Source organism: Micromonospora sp. NPDC047793 (genome assembly GCF_040642635.1).
Lineage (GTDB): Bacteria > Actinomycetota > Actinomycetes > Mycobacteriales > Micromonosporaceae > Micromonospora.
On record NZ_JBEYSG010000011.1, the window covers coordinates 118,915 to 134,035 of the forward strand.

The 15,121-nt window shown below is 74.3% G+C and carries 13 protein-coding genes; 10 read left to right on the forward strand and 3 right to left on the reverse strand.

The features are described 5' to 3' along the window. Positions 1–71: 71 nt before the first annotated feature. The 4 genes from ABZ738_RS21745 (at position 72) to ABZ738_RS21760 (ending at position 3,886) form a co-directional block, all read left to right on the forward strand. Positions 72–851 (forward strand): methyltransferase domain-containing protein, encoded by a 780-nt coding sequence (locus ABZ738_RS21745; protein WP_176094886.1) that lies wholly within the window; start codon positions 72–74, stop codon positions 849–851. Positions 852–925: 74 nt separating this feature from the next. Next, entirely contained in the window at positions 926–2,074 is a 1,149-nt protein-coding gene (locus tag ABZ738_RS21750; RefSeq protein ID WP_357215791.1) for a nucleotide pyrophosphatase/phosphodiesterase family protein, read from the forward strand. A 38-nt stretch (positions 2,075–2,112) separates the two neighbouring features. Beyond that, positions 2,113–3,372, forward strand: coding sequence for a DNA polymerase IV (locus ABZ738_RS21755; protein ID WP_131056763.1), 1,260 nt, complete (start codon positions 2,113–2,115; stop codon positions 3,370–3,372). 115 nt (positions 3,373–3,487) lie between these two features. Continuing rightward, complete coding sequence (locus ABZ738_RS21760) at positions 3,488–3,886, forward strand: DUF3040 domain-containing protein (RefSeq protein ID WP_131056765.1); 399 nt, start codon at positions 3,488–3,490, stop codon at positions 3,884–3,886. A gap of 289 nt (positions 3,887–4,175) precedes the next feature. Here the strand turns inward: ABZ738_RS21760 and ABZ738_RS21765 are convergent, their stop codons facing one another. From ABZ738_RS21765 to ABZ738_RS21775, 3 genes are read right to left on the reverse strand one after another with little or no spacing between them, the layout of a single operon-like run. After that, positions 4,176–6,650 (reverse strand): DUF3488 and transglutaminase-like domain-containing protein, encoded by a 2,475-nt coding sequence (locus ABZ738_RS21765; RefSeq protein ID WP_357215795.1) that lies wholly within the window; start codon positions 6,648–6,650, stop codon positions 4,176–4,178. A 16-nt stretch (positions 6,651–6,666) separates the two neighbouring features. Beyond that, positions 6,667–7,965, reverse strand: coding sequence for a DUF58 domain-containing protein (locus ABZ738_RS21770; RefSeq protein WP_131055598.1), 1,299 nt, complete (start codon positions 7,963–7,965; stop codon positions 6,667–6,669). Position 7,966: 1 nt separating this feature from the next. Beyond that, positions 7,967–9,019 carry a MoxR family ATPase gene (locus ABZ738_RS21775; RefSeq protein WP_176094881.1) on the reverse strand — a complete coding sequence of 351 codons (1,053 nt, stop codon included), beginning with the start codon at positions 9,017–9,019 and terminating at the stop codon, positions 7,967–7,969. A gap of 376 nt (positions 9,020–9,395) precedes the next feature. Here ABZ738_RS21775 and mbhE point away from each other — a divergent pair, with 376 nt between their 5' ends. From mbhE to mnhG, 6 genes are read left to right on the forward strand one after another with little or no spacing between them, the layout of a single operon-like run. Next, positions 9,396–12,149: a hydrogen gas-evolving membrane-bound hydrogenase subunit E gene (mbhE, locus tag ABZ738_RS21780; RefSeq protein ID WP_357215798.1), complete on the forward strand. Its 2,754-nt coding sequence runs from the start codon at positions 9,396–9,398 to the stop codon at positions 12,147–12,149. Continuing rightward, positions 12,146–12,565: a sodium:proton antiporter gene (locus ABZ738_RS21785; RefSeq protein WP_131053922.1), complete on the forward strand. Its 420-nt coding sequence runs from the start codon at positions 12,146–12,148 to the stop codon at positions 12,563–12,565. Before mbhE ends, ABZ738_RS21785 begins: the two co-directional genes overlap by 4 nt. Next, positions 12,562–14,025, forward strand: coding sequence for a proton-conducting transporter membrane subunit (locus tag ABZ738_RS21790; RefSeq protein WP_131053921.1), 1,464 nt, complete (start codon positions 12,562–12,564; stop codon positions 14,023–14,025). Before ABZ738_RS21785 ends, ABZ738_RS21790 begins: the two co-directional genes overlap by 4 nt. Further along, positions 14,022–14,477: a Na+/H+ antiporter subunit E gene (locus tag ABZ738_RS21795; RefSeq protein WP_131053920.1), complete on the forward strand. Its 456-nt coding sequence runs from the start codon at positions 14,022–14,024 to the stop codon at positions 14,475–14,477. The genes ABZ738_RS21790 and ABZ738_RS21795 overlap by 4 nt, the downstream gene beginning before the upstream one ends. After that, complete coding sequence (locus tag ABZ738_RS21800) at positions 14,474–14,731, forward strand: monovalent cation/H+ antiporter complex subunit F (protein ID WP_357215802.1); 258 nt, start codon at positions 14,474–14,476, stop codon at positions 14,729–14,731. Before ABZ738_RS21795 ends, ABZ738_RS21800 begins: the two co-directional genes overlap by 4 nt. After that, positions 14,728–15,078: a monovalent cation/H(+) antiporter subunit G gene (mnhG, locus tag ABZ738_RS21805; RefSeq protein WP_131053918.1), complete on the forward strand. Its 351-nt coding sequence runs from the start codon at positions 14,728–14,730 to the stop codon at positions 15,076–15,078. The genes ABZ738_RS21800 and mnhG overlap by 4 nt, the downstream gene beginning before the upstream one ends. The last annotated feature ends 43 nt before the right edge of the window (positions 15,079–15,121 follow it).

Below are 15,121 nucleotides of genomic sequence, written 5' to 3' on the forward strand. Positions count from 1 at the left end.
CGGGCCCGCGCGTCGCCGGCCGCGTGTCCCGTCGTCGGCCCGCGCCGCCCCGACGGCGTGCCTCGCCGCACATGACCGGCCGGGCAGGCCCTAGGCTCGACCGGGTGGAACAGACCCCGAATCCGGCCGGGCCGCCGCTCACCCCCCGTACCGCCGTGGTCTGGTCGGTGCTCCGCGCCGAATTGGACCGCCGACCCGCCGCCGAGCTGACCGTGCTCGACGTCGGCGGTGGCACCGGTGGCTTCGCCGTGCCGCTGGCCCGGGCCGGGCACCGGGTCACCGTGGTCGACGCCAGCCCCGACGCGCTGGCCGCGCTCAGCCGCCGGGCCGCCGAGGCCGGGGTGGCGCAGCGGGTACGCGCCGTGCAGGGCGACGGTGACGCGCTCGCCGGACTGGTCGAGCCGGCCAGCGTGGACCTGGTGCTCTGCCACGCCGTCCTGGAGGTCGTCGACGATCCGGCGCCGGTGGTGGCCGCGCTGGCCGGGGCGCTGCGGCCGGGCGGTGCGGCCAGCGTGCTGGTCGCCGGGCGGGCGGCGGCGGTGCTCGGCCGGGCGATGAACGGCCACCTGGACGTGGCGACGACGCTCGCCGCCGACCCCGACGGCACCGCCGGTTCCCGGGACACGCTGCGGCGACGTTTCGACGCCGACGGCGCCACCGCGCTGCTGGCCGCCGCCGGGCTCGCCGTCGAGGAGATCCACGGCGTACGCGTGCTCGCCGACCTGCTGCCCGCAGCCGTGGCGGATGGCCAGCCGGGCGCCCTGTTGGAGCTGGAACGGGCGCTGGCCGCCCGGCCGCCCTGGCGGGATCTGGCGGCGCAACTGCACCTGTTCGCCCGCCGTCCGGCATGACCGGCCCGGAGGGAGCAGCCGTGCGCCCCCCGGTGTTAGGAGGGGGCCCTTCCTATGCACCAGGCGTTAACAAGGTGCCCTTCCTTGCACCTGTCACGCCGGAGTACGGCGGGGGGAGCATCGCCGACGTGCTGCCCAGCGCGCTCGCGGTGCTCGGTGTGCCCGGTGCCGCCGATCTGCTCGACCTCGGTGCCGACCTCTCCGGCGTACGCCGGATCGCGGTGCTGCTGGTCGACGGGCTCGGGTGGTACCAGATCCCGACCGCCGCGCCGTACGCGCCGACCCTGGCCGGGTTGACCGCGGCGGCCGGTCGGCCGCTCACCTGCGGCTTCCCTTCCACCACCCCGGTCAGCCTGGTCACCCTGGGCACCGGGGCGGCACCCGGCGCGCACGGGGTGCTCGGGTTCACGCTGCGGGTGCCCGGCACCGAGCGGGTGCTCAACCACATCGAGTGGTCCGGCGACCCGTCGCCGCTGCGCTGGCAGCCGGTCGCCACCCAGTTGGAGCGGGCCCGGGCCGCCGGGGTGGCGGTGACCGTGGTCAGCCGGCCGGAGTTCGGCGGCAGTGGCCTGACGTTGGCCGCGAACCGGGGCGGCGACTACCGGGGCGCGGCCGGGGTCGACGCGGTGGCCACCACGATGTTGGCCGCGCTGACCGCCGGCCGAGGCCCCACCCTGGTCTCCGGGTACCACCCGGACGTGGACCGCGACGGGCACCTCAGCGGCGTCGACTCGGCACCCTGGCGGGCCTCGGTGGCCGAGGTGGACGGGATGCTGGCCCGGTTGGTCGACGGGTTGCCGCCGGACGGGGCGTTGCTGGTCACCGCCGACCACGGCCAGCTCGACGTGCCCGCCGCGCACCGGTTCGACCTGGACACCGACCCTCGGCTGACCGACGGGGTGCGGGTCGTCGCGGGCGAGCCCCGGGTGCGGTATCTGCACACCGCGCCGGGTGCCACCGCCGACGTGGTGGCGGCCTGGTCGGCTGTGCTCGGTGACGCCGCCCGGGTGCTGGTGCGCGACGAGGCGGTGGCCGCCGGCTGGTTCGGGCCGGTGCCCGAGGCGCACCTGGAGCGGGTCGGCGACGTGGTGGTGGTCTGCAACGACACGTACGCCGTGCTGGCCAGCCGGTCGGAGAGCCCGATGGTCTCCCGGCTGGTGGCCTTCCACGGCGCGGACACCGCGGCCGAGATGACGATTCCGCTGCTGGTGCTGCGGGGCTGACCGGACGTCCTGTCCCACCCCGGGGTTAACCTGCCGGGGTGGGACGCAGCCAGTCGTTGCCCCGGGGTGGCGATCCCCGGTTCGGGCCGGACGCCGACGACGCCGGTTGTTCGATCCTGCACGTCGACATGGACGCCTTCTTCGCCTCGGTGGAGGTGCGGCACCGACCGGAGTTGCGCGGCCGGGCCGTCGTGGTCGGCGGGGTCGGCGCACGCGGGGTGGTCAGTTCGGCCAGCTACGAGGCCCGGCGGTACGGCGTCCGCAGCGCGATGCCGACGATGCGGGCCCGGGCGCTCTGCCCGCACGCGGTGTTCCTGCCACCGGACTTCAGCCGCTACTCGGCCGCCTCGCGGGCGGTCATGCAGATCTTCCGGGACGTCACGCCGCTGGTCGAGCCGCTCTCCCTGGACGAGGCGTTCCTGGACGTCGCGGGTGCCCGGCGACTGTTCGGGCCGCCGGCCGCGATCGCCCGCCGGATCCGCGAGCGGGTCGCCGCCGAGCAGGAGCTGACCTGTTCGGTGGGGGTGGCGTCGAGCAAGTACGTGGCCAAGCTCGGGTCGACCCGGGCCAAGCCGGACGGCCTGCTCGTGGTCCCGGCCGCCCAGGTCCTCGACTTCCTCCATCCGCTGCCGGTCGCCGCCCTCTGGGGAGTGGGGGAGCGGGCCGAGCAGCACCTCCTGCGGCTCGGGCTGCGCACGGTGGGCGACCTGGCCCAGGCCCCGCTGGGGTTGGTGCGGACCGCCGTCGGCGCGGCGGCGGCCGGGCACCTGCACGAGTTGGCGTGGGGACGCGATCCGCGTCGGGTCAGCCCCGAGCACGCGGAGAAGTCGGTCGGCGCGGAGGTCACCTTCGACGTCGATGTCAATGATCCGACCGAGATCCGGCGCACCCTGTTGGCGCTCGCCGAGAAGGTCGGTGGCCGGTTGCGTGCCGGTGGGCTGGTGGGGCGCACCGTGTCGCTCAAGGTGCGGATGGCCGATTTCCGCACGGTGAGCCGGTCGCGCACCCTGGACGTGCCCACCGACGTGGCGCGGGAGATGTTCGACACGGCCTGGTCCCTCTACACCGCTCTGGCGCCTGGTGAGCGGATCCGCCTCGTCGGCGTACGCGCGGAGGGTCTGACCTCCGCGGACGAGACGCCCCGGCAGCTCGCGCTCGGTGCGCCCGAGCGGGGATGGCGCGAGGCGGAGGTCGCGGCGGACGCTGCGGCTGCCCGATTCGGGCGGTCCGTCATAGGACCGGCCAGTCTTCTCGGGGGGCGTGATCCCCGACGAAATGAAAATCCGACGCGGCCGTAGGTCGTCCCGCTTTCCGACGCGCGAGGGCCCTCGTAGACTTGCGGGTAAGCAGCCGGTTGGCTGCCACGGTCTGTCGGTCCGACCGGACCGACCAACGTGACCGGGGAGGAGTGCCGTGCCGCTCTCGGAGCACGAGCAGCGGCTGTTCGAGCAGATCGAGCGGTCGCTTGCCGAGGACCCCAAGTTCGCCTCGGCCGTGCGCGCCAGCGACCCGCGTTTCCACGCGCGGCGTCGCCTGCTCGTCGCTGCCGGCGTGATCGTCGCTGGCCTGGCGTTGTTGGTCTATGGCGCGGTGATCAAAACTCCGCCGTTGGCAGTGGCGGGATTCGTTGTCATGTTGGCCTCGGCGGCGTTCGCGGTGCAGTCGCACCGCCGGGCGCAGTCACCGGACCTGCACGTCGTCGGAGGCACGGCGAGTCGTCGCCGGTCCCGGGGACGGTCCGGTCGCCGGTCGGGGGGTTTCCTCGACCGGATGGAGGACCGGTGGCGTCAGCGCCCGGAGGGGCACCGCTGACCCGCTGTTCCTGACGGCGGGGCATTCGTCCCGGACCTGATCGGTCCGGGGCGTAGCGGCGTGCGACGACGGATGTGTGCTCCGGGTGTCCTTCGGGCGCCCAGGGCGAAGGCGGTGACGTGGCGCGCTCCGTGCTGCCCAGCGAGCGGCCGAGAGAAGAGCACGACCCCCAGCAGGCGGCGAGCGACAGCAGACCACGACGGGCCGGGTACCGGTGGATGTCCACCGGCACCCGGCCCGTGTCGTCGTGCCCGGACCGTGCCCTGTCGTGCCCGGACCGGGTGGGCGGTCAGCGACTCGCGCGGTTCGCGATCAGCCGGCGCGGACTGAACCGCAGCAGCCGGTGGCGTACCTGACCGCCGGAGTTCACCAGCCGCGACGAGGTGTCCGCGACGGTGGTGCGCCAGCGTTGCAGCACCGACGGCGGCAACACGGTCGCCATCAGGCGGGTTCGCCGGTCGGCCCGCTCGGCCAGCGCACCGCGTACCGTGCGCAGGGCCGTGGGCAGCGGCTCCCCGGTCAGCGGGTCGCGCGCGTACCGGGCCCGCTCCTCGGCGCGACCGAGCAGACGGGCCGCCGTCCCCGCCCCGGTGTCCGGTGCGAGGGCCTCCCGGACCAGCCGGTCGGCGGTCGCCCGGGGGGTCTCCGTCCGGTCCACCCGGATCCGGTAGTCGACAAGCGTGTCGAGCAGTTCGTCCCAGGCGGCGTGCGCGTCCGCCCGTGCCCGGTCCGGGTCGGCGCCGACCGACACCGCCGGTCGGTGCTCTCCGGTGGCGGTGGCCTCCGTCGCGTCGACCGTCCGGATCACCGGTGCCGGCCGACCTCGGCGGTGGCGTAGCGCGAGCCGGCGCAGCGCCGGCACGGCGAGCAGCGCCAGCAGGGCGAGTACGCCCACGGCGAGCAGCCACGGCCAGCGCGGCGCCTGCTGGGTGGGCGCGCCCGGGGCGGCACCGACGGCCGGGTCGTCGCCCTCCTGGAACTGGTCCGGTCCGGCGTCCGGCCCGGCTGACGGGTCATCCGCGTCGGGCGCCTCCGTGGCGTCGGTCTGCGGGGTGTTGTCCTCCGGGGCGTCGACGTCCGGCGCCCACGCGGAACGGGCCGAGCCCGGCACGCCGTAGGTCGGGGTGGCGTCGAAGGGCACCCACCCGATCTGGTCGAAGTACACCTCGGTCCAGGCGTGCAGGTTCCGGTTGGTCAGGGTGAGGGTGTCGGCGGTACGCCGACTGCCGTTGGTGAACCCGAAGGCCACCCGGGCGGGGATGCCGGCGTCGCGGACCATCCAGGCCAGCGCCGCCGCGTACTGCTGGCAGTAGCCGGCCTTGTTCTCCAGGAAGTCGAGGATCTCCTGCCCGCTGGTGCCCTGTTCGGTGCTGAGCTGGTAGGTGAAGCCGTTCTCCTCTGAGAAGTAGTCGTAGATCGCGCGCACCTTGTCGTACTCGGTGCGCTTGCCCCGGATCAGGTCGGCGACCAGGGTCCGCACCTCGGGCACGTCGGGGGTGACGGTCTGCTGGACCCGGCGGGGGTCGTCGGCGGACAGCGCCCGGGCCGCGCGCAGGGCCTGCGGCGTGTACGTCGAACGGACGTAGTCGAACGAGTACGACTTCTCCCGGGAGTTCTCCCGGTTCGAGAAGACCACCTGCAGGTCCTGGTCGTAGAACCAGTTCCGGTTCAGGTCGGTGAAGTCGACCGGCTCGGCGTACACCGGCATCAGCGGCATGGCCAGGGCCCGGGTCACCTCGACGGTGGCCCGGTGCCGGGTCCGCTCGACCCCCCGTACCTGCTGCTCCGACGGGTCGGGCAGCTCACCGGTGACCCGGCTGCCGTTCGGTCCGCGTACCCGGAAGCCGTCGCCGCGCAGCTCGTCGGCGACGCCGAAGCGCAGATAGAACGGCTCCTCCTCGGTGGTGGTCACGGTGACCAGGTCGGTGGTCTCGGACTGGTTCAGCGTGCCGCTGAGCGCGGCGAACAGGTCGACGCGGCCGGGCGCGCCGCCGAAGCCCTGCCCGCCCAGACCGCTGCCGACGCCGGAGTTCAGGTTGTTCATCAGGCCGGAGGTCATGCCCGGTACGGCCAGCGGCACCAGGACGGCCAGCGCCAGGCCCACCACGGCCAGCCGCCGTCCGGCGGCGGCCAGCGGGGACGCCTCCCAGACGTCGACGTCGCGGCCGTCCCCGGTGAACCGCCGGCCGAACCGCCGGACCCGGTCGACGTTGTCGGTGACCAGCAGCCAGAGGAAGCCGGCGGCCCCGATGGCGAACGGCAGCGGCGGCACGCTGTCCACGTAGACCGCCACCGGCACCGAGTAGATGGCCAGCATCGGCAGGCCGGCCAGGGCGGGCCGGCGCAGCCCGACGCAGAGCACGTCGACCAGGACCGCGACGCCGCCGACGCCGAGCACGGTGATGAACAGCAGCGGGTCGGTGTCCGGCACCTTCACGCCGTGCGAGCGCATGTCGTCGACCGAGGAGCTGAGCAACTCGGCGAAGTGCCCGAAGGTGGCCGGCGTGGGCAGCACCGCGAGCAGTTCCTCGCCGCTGGGGAAGAGCCAGGTCAGGGCCAGGGTGAGGCCGGCGACCATGGCCAGGATCTGGGCCCACAGCGGGGTCCGGCCGAGCCGGGACAGGGCCGCCGCGGCGGCCACCGCGGCCACCGCGATGACCGACTGCACCAGCCAGGTCCACTGTTCGAAGATGGCCGACAGGGGCGCGGCGGCGAGCAGGGTCGCGGCGGCGGCCACCAGACCCAGGTTCCGATGGGCGATCATGAGAGGGACCTTCCGTTCATCGCACGCCGCCGGCCACCGTCTCGGCCATCGCGGCCCGCAGGGCGAAACCCTGCGAGCCCCGGCCGGCCTGCGGCCAGAGCGCCGGCAACCGGCCGCCGTGGTCGACGCCGATCACCCGCCAGCCGGACTGCATCAGGGCCAGCGCGGCGGTGTCGTGTGCCTGGTCGGCCTCGGTCCGGGCCTGCGCCGGCAGGTTCAGCCAGGCAGAGCTGTCCAGCAGGAAGCAGACGCAGGTGGCGCCGTTGGCCCGCAGCCCGGACAGCACCTCCGCCTCGGCGGTGCTCAGCGACCCGAAGACGCCGATGATCAGACCGCCGTCGGAGCGCTGCCGGACGTGTTGCACCAGGGCGGTGATCTCGACGCGTTCGTCCAGCCGGACCTCCGCGAGCTGGTCGAGGAGCAGACCGTCACCGGCGCCCTCGGTCGCGTTCACGTCCGCGCCGGAGCCGGTGACCAGGCGCAGCTTGTAGCCGGCCTGACGCAGGTGCACGGCGATGCTGGCGGCGGCCGAGACGGCCCACTCGAAACTGGCCGTCGGGCCGTCGCCCTGGTGGCCGTACGCCCGGGTGTCCAGCAGGACCGTCGCGCGGCTCTCCCAGGGCTGTTCCTCCCGGCGCACCATCAGCTCCCCGGTGCGCGCGGTCGACTTCCAGTGCACCCGGCGCAGGTCGTCGCCGCGCCGGTACTCGCGGGTCGCCGCGTCGTCCTCGCCGTGCACCGCCACCGAGCGGGCCCGGCTCTCGCCGCTGCCGGCGTACTCACCGGGCAGCCGCACCGCCGGCAGCGGCACCACCTGCGGCACCACGGTCAGCGAGTCGGTGCCCGGGAAGGCCCGGCTCAGTTCGCACAGACCGAACGGGTCGGTCATCCGGACCACCAGCGGCCCCACCTCGTACCGGCCGCGCACGTCCGCCCGCACGGTGTACGCCACCGAGCTGGCCTGGTGCGCGCCGAGCCGTTCCAGCACCACCCGGGGCCGGCTGCCGAGCGCGTACGGCAGTCGGTCCTCCAGCAGCAGGGTTCCGGTGGGCAACCGGGACAGGTTCTGCAACCGCAGCACCATCCGGGCGGTGGCGCCGACCGGCACCCGGTGCGGGTCCAGCGAGCGGTGACAGGCGAGCTTGTAACGGCTGCGGCCGACGTAGAGCGCGGCGAGCAGCGGGAGGACGGCCAGCAGCACGGCCACTCGCAGCAGGTCCTTCTCGCCGAGGATGCCGGCGGAGACGGCGGCCGCCAGCGCGGCGGCCAGGAAGGAGCGACCGCGGGTGGTCAGGCCGCGTAAGCCGTCACGCACGTCACGGCCTCCGGGGTTCGAACGGGGCGCGACCGTTGCCGGCCGGCGGGCGGCTGTCGTACGGCGAACGCTGGCGGTCGTGCGGCAGCGGCAGCCGGTGCACCAGGTCCGCCACGATCGCGTCGGTGGTACGCCGGGCGAGCTGGGCGTCGGCGGTGGGGATGAGCCGGTGCGCCAGGACCGGTACGGCGAGTACCTGGAGATCGTCGGGGAGGACGTAGTCGCGCCCGTCGAGGGCGGCCACCGCGCGGGCGGTGCGCAGCAGTTGCAGGGTGCATCGCGGGGACGCGCCGAGCCGCAGTTCGGGTGCCTCGCGGGTGGCGGTGACCAGGTCGATCGCGTACTGCTTGACCGCGTCGGCGACGTGCACCTGCCGGACGTGACCGATCAGCCGGCGCACGGTGTCGGCGTCGGAGACCGGGCGCAGTGCCGGCAGCGGGTCCACCGCGCCGTGGGCGTCGAGCATCGCCAGCTCGGCACTGGGGTCGGGGTAGCCCATCGCGATCCGGGCGGTGAAGCGGTCCCGCTGCGCCTCCGGCAGGGGGTACGTGCCCTCCATCTCGATCGGGTTCTGGGTGGCGATCACCATGAACGGGGTCTGCAACTGGTACGTCACCCCGTCGACGGTGACCTGCCGTTCCTCCATGCACTCCAGCAGCGCGGACTGGGTCTTCGGCGAGGCCCGGTTGATCTCGTCGCCGACGACCAGGTTGGCGAAGACGGCACCCGGCCGGAACTCGAAGTCGTGCGTCTCCTGGTTGTAGACGCTGACGCCGGTGACGTCGCTGGGCAGCAGGTCGGGGGTGAACTGGATGCGGCGGACGGAGCAGTCGATGGAGCGCGCGAGGGCCTTGGCCAGCTTGGTCTTGCCGACGCCGGGCACATCCTCGATGAGCAGATGCCCTTCGGCGAGCAGGACGGCCAGAGCAAGCCGCACGGTGGCGGTCTTGCCCTCGATGACCTGTTCGATGTTGGCCACGATGGCGTCGCTCGCTGCGCGGAACTCGTCGTGCGGCAGCAATCCGCCAACTTCGTCCCAGGTCTGTTGAGTCACGGGCCTCCTCCTCGTCGCCGTCACGGCAGCTCTGTACGGAGCACCTGGACCCGCCGTTGGGTTCGCGACGTGCGAGCCTCGTCTGCCGCAACAATCTCACTGGCCTCTCAGGCTAACCATGTTTCTCGCCAACGCCGACTGGCGCAGGTGTTTGGGTGCTTACTGACTGATTTGTGGTTCACGCAGCGCATGTCGTCGGTTCTGCCGGGTAAGCGGCGCCGGACGCCCCGACACCTGACCGAGGAGGGACATGCGCGACCGGACGCAGACCCCGTGGGGCCGCCCCGGCCCGGGGGCGTCCGGCGACCGTGCCACCGGGCGTTGACATGGCGACGGCACCGGCATCCGAGGTGCTCCCGGCCGGGCGGGCGGCGTCGTGATCCTCGCCGTGGCGCTCGCCTGGCAGCTCGGGCTGGCGGCCTGCGTACCGCTGCTGACCCGGCGCCTCGGGCGGAACGCCGGCTACCCACTGGCCGTCGGCTACCTGGTCGCGGCCGGTCTGCTGCTCACCCGGCTGCCGACGATCCTGGACGACCGGTACGTCACCCTCGGCTGGCGGTGGCTGCCCGGCCTCGGAGTCGACGCCGCGTTGCGGATGGACGCGCTCGGTCTGGTCTTCGCGCTGCTGGCGCTCGGCGTCGGCGCGCTGATCATGGCCTACTGCCCCCGCTACCTCAGCGTCGACGACGACGGGCAGGAGCGGGTGTACGTCACCATGACCCTGTTCGCCGCCGCGATGCTGGGCCTGGTGCTCGCCGACGACCTGCTGGTCCTCTTCGTCTTCTGGGAGCTGACCTCCATCCTCTCGTTCGTCCTGATCGGACAGGGCGGACGTCCGGCGGCCACCGGCCCGGCCGTGCAGGCGCTGCTGGTCACCGTGGCCGGCGGGCTCGCCCTGCTGACCGCGATCGTGCTGCTGGCGGTGCAGACCGGCACCACCAGCCTGGAGACGATCGTCGCCGAGCCGGAGCGGCTGCGCGGCGGCACCGCCTGGGCGGCCGGGGCCCTGATCGTGCTCGCCGCGATCACCAAGTCGGCCCAGTTGCCGTTCCACTTCTGGCTGCCCGGCGCGATGGTGGCGATCACCCCGGTGAGCGCGTACCTGCACGCGGCGACGATGGTCAAGGCCGGCATCTACCTGCTGATGCGCTTCTCCGCCGTGTTCGGCGGCACGGTGGTGTGGGACGTCACACTGATGTCGGTCGGGCTGCTCACCGCGATCGTCGGCGCGCTGTTGGCGCTGCGGCAGTACGACCTCAAGGCGCTGCTGGCGTACTCGACCGTCAGCCAGCTCGGGCTGCTGGTCGGCGTGATCGGCGTGGGCACCCCGGCGGCCGACGCGGCGGCGATCCTGTACACCGTCGCGCACGCGTTGTTCAAGGCGACGCTGTTCATGCTGGTCGGCATCATCGACCACCAGGCGGGCAGCCGGGACGTCCGGGAGCTGTCCGGTCTGCACCGGGTGATGCCGGTGACGGTCTGGCTCACCGTGCTGGCCGCGATGTCGATGGCGGGGTTACCGCCCACCATCGGGTTCGTCGGCAAGGAGGCGATCTTCGAGGCATTCGGCGATGCGCACGGCGTCGGCCGGCTGGGCTGGGTCGCCGCCGGGCTCGGTGTCCTCGCCTCCGTGCTCACCTTCGCGTACGCGGCCCGCCTGGTGCACGGGATGGTCGAGGGGCCGACCCGGCAGCGGCGACTGCGCGAACCCTCCTGGGCGTTCCTCGCCCCGGCGGCGGTCGCCGCGGTGACGGCGACCGTGCTCGGTCCGGCGGTGTCGGTGCTGAGTCCACTGGTGGAACGCGCCGCCGACGCGGCCCGGCCGGAGGGCACACCGCCGTACCTGGCGTTCTGGCACGGCTTCACGCCCGCACTGGGCCTCAGCGCCGCCACCGTGCTGCTGGGCACGCTGATGTTCCTCGGCCGGGTCCGGGTGGACCGGCTGCTGCGGGCCGTACCCACCACACCGCCCTTCGCCGAGCTGGTCGAACGCGGCCGGCGACGGCTGCTCCGGGTCGGCGCGCTGGTGGCCCGCCCGGCGCACGCCACCGGCCCGGCGCCTTTCCTGGTCCGCCCGCTGGTGGCGGTGGTGGTGCTGGCGGCGGGCGCCGCGTTGCTGGCCGACGTCGCGCCCCTGCCGCACGTCGACCCGGCCCGCCCCGGCGACTGGCTGCTGGTCGGCCTGCTCGTCACGACGCTCGCCGGTCTGCTGGCGGCGCGGTCCGCGCTGGCCGCGATCGGGCTGACCGGGGTGGTGGGTCTGCTGCTGTCGGCCTGGTTCCTGACGGTCGGCGCGCCGGACGTGGCACTGACCCTGATGTTGGTCGAGGTGCTGACCGCGGTCGTCGTGATGCTGGCCCTGCGCCAGCAGCCGGACCGGCTGGCCCCGGTCGGGCGGCGCTGGTCGGTGACCGCCGCCGCCGCGCTCGCGGTGGTGACCGGTGTCGCCGCGGCGGCCGGCACCGCCGTGCTGACCGGCCGGGGCGAACCGTCCGGTCCGGGACGGTGGTACCTCGACCGGGCGGAGGAGTTGACCGGCGGCGCGAACGTGGTCAACACCATCCTGGTCGACTTCCGCGCCCTGGACACCCTGGGCGAGGCGGTGGTGCTCGCGGTGGTGGCCCTCGGGCTGGTCCGGCTCGGCGCTGACCGCCCGGCCCGGCCCGACGTCGGCGACCCGGCCGACGACGACGTGGTGCTCGCGTTCGCCTACCGGATGCTGGCACCGGTGATGCTGGTCGTCTCGGCGCTGCTGTTCCTACGCGGGCACGAGGCCACCGGCGGCGGATTCATCGGGGCGTTGCTGGCCGGTACGGCGGTCGGGCTCGGGCAACTGGCCCATCCCGGCGGGGCGCCCCTGCTGGGCCGGGTGCCGGCGGTGCCGCTGGTGGCCGCCGGGTTGCTGATCGCCGTCGGCGCCGGGGCGGCCCCGCTGGCCGTCGGCGAACCCCTGCTCGCCCCGCTCGGCCTGAGCACGCCCGACCCGCTGCCGACGCTCTCCACCGCGCTGGTGTTCGACCTCGGCGTCTACCTGATGGTCCTGGCGCTGGTGGTGGCCGCCGTCCGGCGGCTCGGGCTGCCCTCGGGCGCCCCGCCCGCCGCCGCCCCGCCCGTCGGCGCCGCCCGATGAGCGCCGCCGTGCTCGTCGGCACGCTGGTCGCCGCCGGGGTGTTCCTGCTGGTCCGGCCCGGACACCTGCGCGTGGTACTGGGTTTCGTCCTGCTCGGCCACGCGGTCAACGTGGTGCTGCTGGCCGCCGGCGGGCTCGGCCGCCGCACGGCGCCGGTCCGTGAGGTGGGCCCGGACACGGCGGACCCGCTGCCGCAGGCGTTCGTGCTGACCGCGATCGTGATCACCTTCGGGGTCACCGTGCACCTGCTCGGCCTGCTGCGTCGGGGCTCCGCGGACCCGGACGCCGACGCCGACGGCCCCGGCGGCGTCACCGACCCGGACGGCCCGGGCGAGACCGACGCCGACGAGCGTGCCGGGGACGGCGATCCCGAGAGTGGTCCGGCACCGACCGGACCGGACGGGGTACGGCGGTGACCCTGCTGCTCCTGTTCCCCGTCGCCGGGCCCCTGCTGGTGGCCGGTGGGCTGCTCGCCCTGCCGGGGCGGCTCCGGACGCACCGGGTCGCCGCACTGGTCACCACCGTCGCCGTGCTGTCGGCGGGCGTGGCGCTGCTGGTGACCACCACCGTCGCCGGGGACATCCCGGTGCTGAGGGTCGGCGGCTGGCCGCCACCGGTGGCCATCAGCCTCGCCGCCGACGCGTTCGGCGCCCTGCTGGTCACCGTGTCGGCGGTGGTGGTGCTCGGCTGTCTGGTGTCGGCCGTGGGCTCCGGCGACGACCGCCGCCCGTACTTCCTGCCGCTGGTGCTGGTGCTCTCGGCCGGGGCGTACGGCGCGTTCCTCACCACCGACCTGTTCAACCTGTTCGTGCTGATCGAGGTCATGCTGGTGCCCTCGTACGTGCTGTTGAGCCTCGCCGGGGGCATCGGGCGCGGCGGTGCGGGCCGGGTGTACGTGTCGACGAACCTGCTCGGCTCCACCCTGCTGCTGGGCGGAGTCGCGCTGGTCTACGGCACCACCGGAGCGGTCGGACTGGGAGACCTCGCCGGGGCGGCCCGCGACGAGCCGGCCGTGGCGGTGGCCGGCGGCGTGGTGCTGCTCGCCCTGGGCGTCAAGAGCGCGCTGGTCCCGGTGCACGACTGGCTGCCCCGCACCTATCCGGTGGCCTCGCCGGTGGTGGTGGCGCTCTTCTCCGGCCTGCTGACCAAGGTGGGTCTCTACGCCGTCATCCGGATCTACGCGGTGGTGTACGGCGGCGACCCGGCGTACCACTGGCTGCTCGGCGTGGTGGCGCTGCTGTCGATGGTGGTCGGCGTGCTCGGCGCGGTCGGCGAGGGCTCGATGCGCCGGATCCTCGTCTTCCACATGGTCAGCCAGATCGGCTACGTGCTGCTCGGCGTGGCGCTGTTCACCGCCGCGAGCCTGGCCGCGGCGGTGTACTACCTGGCCCAGTACGTGCTGGTGAAGGCGGCGCTGCTGCTCTGCGCGGCGGCGGTACGCGCCGGCCGGGGCACCGACCGGCTGGACGGCACCGGTGGCCTCGCCGTGCAGCGCCCCGCGTTGGCCCTGGCCTTCGCCGGTGCGGCGCTATCGCTGGCCGGACTGCCGCCGTTCTCCGGCTTCCTGGCGAAGTTCCTGTTGCTGCGGGCCGCCGCCGAGGTCGACGCGTGGTGGGCGATGACGGTGGCGGTGCTGGTCAGCCTGGTCACCCTGCTCTCCATGCTGAAGATCTGGAGCGCGTTGTTCACCGGTGAGCCGGCCACCGACGCGGTCACCGGCCGGATCGGGCGGTCGCTGGTCGCCCCGCCGCTGGCCCTGGCCGTGCTCTCGCTGGTCGCGGGGCTGGCCGCGCAGCCGCTGCTGACGGTGGCGGAGACGGCGGCGGACGGACTCCGCGACCCGGCCGGCTACGTGCGGGCGGTGACCGGGCGATGAGCGCGACACCGGCGCTGGCCCGCCGGACGGTGGTACGCCTGGGCCGGATCCTACGGTTCACCGGCTACTTCGCGGTCCGGTTGGTGCAGGCGAACCTGGCCGTGGCGTGGGAGATCCTCACGCCGGGGTCGCGACTGGAACCGGCGGTGGTGCGGGTGCCGCTACGGGCCGGCACCGACGTCGAGGTCGCCGCGGTGGCCCTGGCGGTCAGCCTGACCCCGGGCACGCTGACCCTGGCGATCCGGCGGGAGCCCGCGACCCTCTGGGTGCACGGCGTGTACGCCGCCGACCCGGTCGCGTTCCGCCGCGAGGTCACCGAACTGGAGTGGCGGGTGCTCGCCGCGATCCGCCCGGCCACGCACCCGGCCGGCGGCGGCCGACCCGACGACGGCTCCTCCGACGACGGTGGTCCGTCCGAGAACGACCCGCCCGAGACGTGGAGGTCGCGATGATCCTGCTGGACGTGGTGCTGGTGGTCCTGGCGTGCGCGATGGCGGTGGTGATCGGCCGGCTGGTACGCGGACCGACCGACGCCGACCGGGCCGCCGCGCTGGACCTGGGCTTCTTCGTCTTCCTGGCCGCCCTGGCGGTGCTCGCCGCCCGGCTGGACGCGCCGGACCTGCTGGACCTGGTGCTCACCGGGACGCTGGTGAGTTTCCTGGCCACGGTGGCGATGGCCCGGCTGGTGCGCCGGGGGCAGCGGTGATCCGCACGGCACTGGCCTGGGCGCTGCTGCTGCTCGGCACCGTCCTGATCTCGATCAGCGCGGTGGGCCTGGTCCGCCTGCCCGACGTCTACCACCGGATGAACGCGGTCGCCAAGGCGGCCAGCCTCGGCCTCAGTTGTGTGCTGTTCGGGGTGCTGCTGCTGATCCCGAGCGTGCGTACCGCCGTGGTGGTGCTGGTGGCGGTCGGCCTGCAACTGTTCACCGCCCCGGTGGGTGGCTACGCGCTGGCCCGCGCGGCGTACCGGGCCGGTGCGCCGCTGGCCCCGATCACCCGCTACGACGAGCTCGACGGCCGGGTCGGCGACGGTCGCCCCGACACCGGCTGACGGGGTACTGGGCGGCGGTGCCCGAGGGGTCGCGGTACACTGC

What these genes read in the sequence shown, in the direction of transcription:
- ABZ738_RS21745 (WP_176094886.1), top strand. Translation starts at nt 72, where the DNA reads ATGACCGGCCGGGCAGGCCCTAGGCTCGACCGGGTGGAACAGACCCCG.
- ABZ738_RS21765 (WP_357215795.1), bottom strand. Translation starts at nt 6,650, where the DNA reads ATGATCGCCCATCGGAACCTGGGTCTGGTGGCCGCCGCCGCGACCCTG.
- ABZ738_RS21785 (WP_131053922.1), top strand. Translation starts at nt 12,146, where the DNA reads ATGAGCGCCGCCGTGCTCGTCGGCACGCTGGTCGCCGCCGGGGTGTTC.
- ABZ738_RS21795 (WP_131053920.1), top strand. Translation starts at nt 14,022, where the DNA reads ATGAGCGCGACACCGGCGCTGGCCCGCCGGACGGTGGTACGCCTGGGC.
- ABZ738_RS21800 (WP_357215802.1), top strand. Translation starts at nt 14,474, where the DNA reads ATGATCCTGCTGGACGTGGTGCTGGTGGTCCTGGCGTGCGCGATGGCG.